This window comes from Achromobacter semiaridum (assembly GCF_053543755.1).
The window spans coordinates 38588-44203 of record NZ_JBLVOL010000026.1; the positions used below are offsets into that span (position 1 = coordinate 38588).

The 5616-nt window shown below is 66.0% G+C and carries 5 protein-coding genes; all 5 read right to left on the minus strand.

What is annotated here, in order from left to right:
* Positions 1 to 18: 18 nt before the first annotated feature.
* The gene (locus ACNPP0_RS08600; RefSeq protein ID WP_448705623.1) at positions 19 to 1818 is read right to left on the minus strand and encodes a gamma-glutamyltransferase family protein; all 1800 of its coding nucleotides are present in this window, start codon (positions 1816 to 1818) and stop codon (positions 19 to 21) included.
* 84 nt (positions 1819 to 1902) lie between these two features.
* Positions 1903 to 3405, minus strand: coding sequence for an ABC transporter substrate-binding protein (locus ACNPP0_RS08605; RefSeq protein ID WP_448705624.1), 1503 nt, complete (start codon positions 3403 to 3405; stop codon positions 1903 to 1905).
* A 129-nt stretch (positions 3406 to 3534) separates the two neighbouring features.
* Positions 3535 to 4431, minus strand: coding sequence for a LysR family transcriptional regulator (locus tag ACNPP0_RS08610; RefSeq protein ID WP_448705625.1), 897 nt, complete (start codon positions 4429 to 4431; stop codon positions 3535 to 3537).
* Positions 4412 to 5107 carry a helix-turn-helix transcriptional regulator gene (locus tag ACNPP0_RS08615; RefSeq protein WP_332610750.1) on the minus strand — a complete coding sequence of 232 codons (696 nt, stop codon included), beginning with the start codon at positions 5105 to 5107 and terminating at the stop codon, positions 4412 to 4414. Before ACNPP0_RS08615 ends, ACNPP0_RS08610 begins: the two co-directional genes overlap by 20 nt.
* 179 nt (positions 5108 to 5286) lie before the next feature.
* A partial coding sequence (locus tag ACNPP0_RS08620; protein ID WP_448705626.1) for a TolC family protein occupies positions 5287 to 5616 on the minus strand: 330 nt, incomplete at its 5' end.

Below are 5616 nucleotides of genomic sequence, written 5' to 3' on the forward strand. Positions count from 1 at the left end.
GGCCCCGTTCCCCCACGGTCAACGGCCGATGGCGTACGCCTGCATCAGGCGTGGCGTTGCGGCTGCATGTAGCAGCCCGTCTTCATCGCGCGAGGCCGCCGTCAAGCGGCCAACCGACCACTGCGGCAATTCCTCGATCTGATGACCGCGCTGACGCAGCCCGTCGATCACGTCGGCGCCAAAGCTTGCCTCCAGCGCCAGATGGCCCGGCTTGCGATCGCGCGGATAGAACGAAGTGGGAAAGTGCATGGTGTGCGACATCGGCAGGTCGATGGCTTCCTGCAAATTCAGCCCGTGATGCACGTGACGCAGAAAGAACAGCAATTGCCATTGTTCCTGCTGATCCCCGCCAGGCGTGCCGAAAGCCAGGTACGGCTTGCCATCGCGCAGCGCCAAAGACGGCGTCAGCGTCGTGCGCGGCCGCTTGCCCGGCGCCAGCGTGCCCGGCAAGCCCTCTTCCAGCCAGAACATCTGCGCGCGCGTGTTCAGCCCGAAGCCCAGCTCGGGGATCACCGGCGACGACTGGAACCAGCCGCCCGACGGCGTGGCCGAAATCATGTTGCCCCAGCGGTCTATTACGTCCACATGCGTGGTGTCGCCGCGCTTGGCCGACGCGCGCATATCGGCCAGCGTGGGTTCGTTGGTGGCGCTGCCATGCGCCGACACCGACGACAGGCGTTCCAGCGTGTCCATCACGCGCGCCACCTGCGCCTCGAAGCCGGGCACCTGGCCGGGCAACAGATCATGCGAGGCCGTCTCACCGATCAATGCGCGGCGTTCGTCGTTGTAGGCGTCCGACAGCAGGTGCGCCAGCGGCACGTCGATGAAAGCCGGGTCGCCGTAATAGGCTTCGCGATCGGCGAAGGCCAGTTTCATCGCCTCCGTAACCCGGTGGATGAACTCGACGCTGTTCGGGCCCACGCCCGCCAGGTCCATGTTCTTCAACAACGCCAGCGTTTGCAAAAACACCGGCCCTTGGCTCCAGGCGCCCGCCTTGGCTACGGTGTAGCCGTGGTAGTCGTAAGTCAGCGGGGTGTCGTAGCTGGCCGACCAGCCCGCCAGGTCGTCGGCCGTGATGACGCCACGGTGCGTCGTGCCGCTTTCGTCCATGACGTCGGTATTGCGAGCAAAGCGCTCGATTTCCTCGGCAATGAAGCCCCGGTAGAAGGCGTCCCGCGCCGCCTCGATCTGGCGTTCGCGGTCGTTGCCCACGCTTTCTGCCTCTTTCAGCACACGCGTCCACGTGCGCGCCAGAGCCGGATTGCGAAACAGCTTGCGCGCTTCTGGCACCTTGCCGCCGGGTACGTAAACCGCCGCGGTGGTGGGCCAATGGGCTTCAAAGAAATCCTTCAGGCCAGCGATAGTATTGGAGATGCGCGGCATCAGCGCATGCCCGTGTTCGGCGTAATAGATGGCCGGTTCCAGCACATCGCGCACGCGCATCGTGCCGTGGTCGCGCAGCAGCAGCATCCAGGCGTCGAACGCGCCGGGAATCACGGTGGCGAACAAGCCGTTACCCGGAATCAGCTTCAGCCCTTCGGCGCGGTATCGCTCAAGCGTGGCGGCCGCCGGCGTCGTGCCCTGTCCGCACAGCACTTCCAGCTTGCCCGTGCGCGCCGAATAGAAGATGGCCGGCACTTCGCCGGCGGGGCCGACCAGATGCGGCTCAACCACTTGCAGCACGAAGGCCGACGCCGCGCAGGCGTCAAACGCGTTGCCGCCGCGTTCCAGCAGCGACATGCCGGTCGCGCTGGCCAGCCAATGGGTAGAGGTCACGACACCGAAGGTGCCAAGGATTTCCGGGCGAGTCGTAAACATGATGCTTCCTGTAGCGGCGGCGCACGCCGCCCGCAAGTATGAAAAACGGGATCCGAAACCGGATCCCGTCGTTGGTCGCCCGGCTTACTTCTTGGCGACGCTCACACCCTTCAGGCGGATCAGGCCGTCGGGGTAAGGCACAAAGCCTTCAACCTTCTTTTGCACGCCGAAGGTCCACGGCAGATAGAACAGGTAAACGATGGGGCGCTGGTCCTGCATGCGGGTCAACACCTGGTCGTACAGCGCGCGGCGCTTGGCCGTGTCGGCTTCAGCGCGCGCATCGTTAAGCAGCTTGTCCACGCCCGCGTCGCAGAACTTGCCGTCGTTCAGGTTGCCCTTGCAGCTGACGTATTGATGGATATTGCCGCTGGGATCGACCCGGCCCGACCAACCGCTTTGGCCCACTTCAAAGTCGCCGCGCGCCAGCGAAGATTGCAGCGATGCGAATTCCACCGGGCGCAGCGTGATGTCGAAACCGGCCTCGGCACCCATGGCCTGCACCAACTCGAACACCTGCTGCATGGTCGTGTTGTTGCCGAAGGTGATCTCGAACTTCACGCGGTCATAGCCGGCTTCCTTCAACAACGCCTGCGCCTTCTTAGGGTCGCGGCCCTTGTGTTCGAAGGCGGTGTTGTAGGCGAAGCTGGCGGGCGGGAACGGCTGGTAGGCCGGTTGGAACATGCCTTCACCGATCACCTGGTTCAGCACATCGCGGTCGATGGCCAGGTCCAGCGCCTGGCGCACGCGCTTGTCCTTGGCCAACGGGTTGTTGGCGCGCGCGCCATTGCCCAGGTTGACCGAGATCGACTGAAAGCCCAGGCCCGTCACCGGCGCCAGGCGCAGGTTGCCGTCGTCCTTGACTGCCTTGGCGTCGCTGGGCGCCACCCGTTCGATGATGTCCAGGTCGCCCGCGCGCAGGTTGTTCAGGCGCACGGTGTTGTCGGGGATCGGCGTGAAAACCAGGCGGTCGAAATGGAAGTTGGCGGCGTCCCAGTACTTGGGAAATTTCTCCAGCACGATGCGGTCGTTCTGCACGCGCTCCTTGAACTGATACGGGCCGGAACATACCGGCTTGCCCCCTGGGTCCTTATCGAAGCTGGCGGGCGACATCATCATGCCGGCGCGGTCCGACAGCTGCGACAGCAGCGAGGCGTCGGGCTCGGACAGGGTCAGCACCACGGTGTTGGCATCCGGCGCGTCCACGCTGGCGACGGTGGCCAGCTCGCTCTTGCGGTTGCTGTCGGGCAGCGTGCGGGCGCGGTCCAGGTTGGCCTTGACGGCGGCGGCGTTGACCGGCGTGCCGTCATGGAACACGGCATCGGCGCGCAGCTTGAATGTCAGCGTTTTGTTGTCCGGGCCTATCGTCCAGGACTGCGCCAGTTGGGGCACGATCTTCAAGTCGGGGGTGATGTCGACCAGCTTGTCGCACAGCGAGGCAAAGACAATGCGGCCCACGAAGGTGCGCGCGCGCACCGGGTCCAGCACGTCCGGGTCGTCCTGCAGACCGATACGCAGGGTGGACTGGGCTTGCGCCAGACCGCTGGCCAGCATTCCCGCCATGGCCATGGCGAGGCAAAGTTTACGCATGAGTGTTCTCCGTCGTTGCATCTGTGGAATTCTGCGCCAGGCGCGCGGCGATTGTATAGAGCGGTGGCCGTCTGGCTGCTAAACACGGCCCACGACCGGCCGCCTCGCGGACGCCGGGTGGCTGGGAAATCAAGGCAGGCGGCAAGGGGCGGAAAAGTCCACCGCCGCCGTCACGGACTCGCGCAGCCGGGCAACCAGCGGCCGCGCGTCGTCGCGCCGGTACTGGAACGAATACGGCAACGCGGCCGGCTCGGGGTCGCCTTGCAGCACACGCAGGCTGCCTTCCGCTTGCAAGGCCTGGGCCCAATGTTCGGGTATCAGCCCTACCCCGGTGCCTTCGATCAGCAGGCCGACGATCGCGCCCCAGTTGTTGCAGCAGAGCCTTTCGCCCGCGGCATCGCGCCCGGCCAGCCAGTCATCAATGATGCGGGTGGTGCCCGCGCCTGCCGGCAGGGTCACCAGCGGCAAGCGAGCCAGCAACGCGGGGGTCATGCGGGTGTCCGAGCCCAGGGCGGCGGGAGCCGCCGCCCAGGCAAAGCGGGCCTGGCCGATCGGAGTCGACGCGATATTCGCGCGCGAGAACCGGCCGGCGATGACGGCGAAATCCAGCTCGCCATCGGCCACGCGCTGCTCCAGCACCTGGCCGATGTCCACATACGGTTCCAGCACCAGGTCGGGATAGGCGGCCCGCACCACGCCGATCAAGCGCGGTAGCCAGGTCAGCGCGGTCAGTTCCCCCACGCCGAAGCGGCAGCGGCCGCGCAGCCCGGGCGTTTCCGCCATGGACGCCCGCACCTGGTCGGCGGCGGCCAGCAATTGCCGGGCCTGCGGCAGCAGGCGCTGACCGGCGTCGGTCAGCGCAGCCTTATGCCCGCTGCGGTCAAACAGCGGCCGTCCCAGCGCGTCCTCAAGTTCGGTAATGCGTTTGGACAGCGACGACACCGACAGGTGCAGCCGTTCAGCGGCCACGGCAAAGCTGGCGCAGGTGGCGGCCCAGTAGAACGCTTCAAGTTGCTTGAGAGTCATGCGCGGATTGTAGGGCGGGGCCTCGCTGCCGAACGCGGTAGGCGCAGCGGCGCGCGCCGCTCAGGATATGTTCTTCGCGATCCACCTGTACGTCCGCGCCCAGCACTTTCCGGAACAGATCCAGCTCGCTGCGGCAAAAGCCCATACAGGCCTTGGCGGCCGAGCAGATCGGACAGTGGTTTTCGATAAGCAGGAAATCGGCGCCGTCCTTGCGCAATTCGGCCATATAGCCTTCGGACGAGCGCACTTGCACCAGGCGGTCAAGGCGGGATGGCAGATCTTCCGCGCCCGCCATCGCGCGCTGATAGCCTTCCAGCATGGCGGCCTCGCGCGCCTGGATCAGCTTGTCCACGCCGTCGTCGCCGAACACCTGGCGCACGGCCCCAATCATCTGCACCGTCATTTCGGCGTGCGTATCGGGAAAGCGGCCGTGGCCGGCATCGGTCAGAAACCAGATCTGGGTAGGCCGGCCGCGCCCGGCGCTGTGGCTTTCGGAGTCGACCAGCCCGTCTGCATGCAGCCGCGTCATCTGTTGGCGCACCGCTTCGGCGGTCACGTCCATGGCCTTGGCGATGACGGCAACCGACTGCGGGCCGCGCGTCTTCAAGGTCATCAACACGCGGTCCGCCGGCTGATGCGGCATCCAGGTGACGGGGTGGGACAGGCTGTCGGACATGACGATATCGATACTCCGGGCGTAAGGTTCCTATGGTGCCATGAACTTGGCGGCCCATCAGCCGGTTGCATCAGCGCCAGCCTTCAGCGCCAACATCTGCGCCAACATCTGGGCCTCACATCTGCGCCAACATCTGGGCCTCACATCTGCGCCTCACATCTGCACCTCACATCAGCGCCTCACATCAGCGCCCCCGCTTCCCAGCCGCCCCCCAGCGCCTTGTACAGCGCCACCAGACGGGTATAGGAATCCGTTTCGGCGACCGCCACGGCGTCCTGGGCGCGCAAAAGCGTACGCTGCGCGTCCAGCACCGTCAAATACGGCGCACTACCCTCGCGATAGCGCAACCGCGCCAGTTCCGCCGCGCGCCGGCTGTACGCCGCCGCCTGTGCCAGATTGCCCAGGCGCTGTTGGGTCTGGCCAAACTCGGTCAGCGCCGACTCCAGTTCTTCCACCGCTTGAAGCACCGTTTGCTCGTAGCGCGCCACCACCCCGTCGGCGCGCGCGAC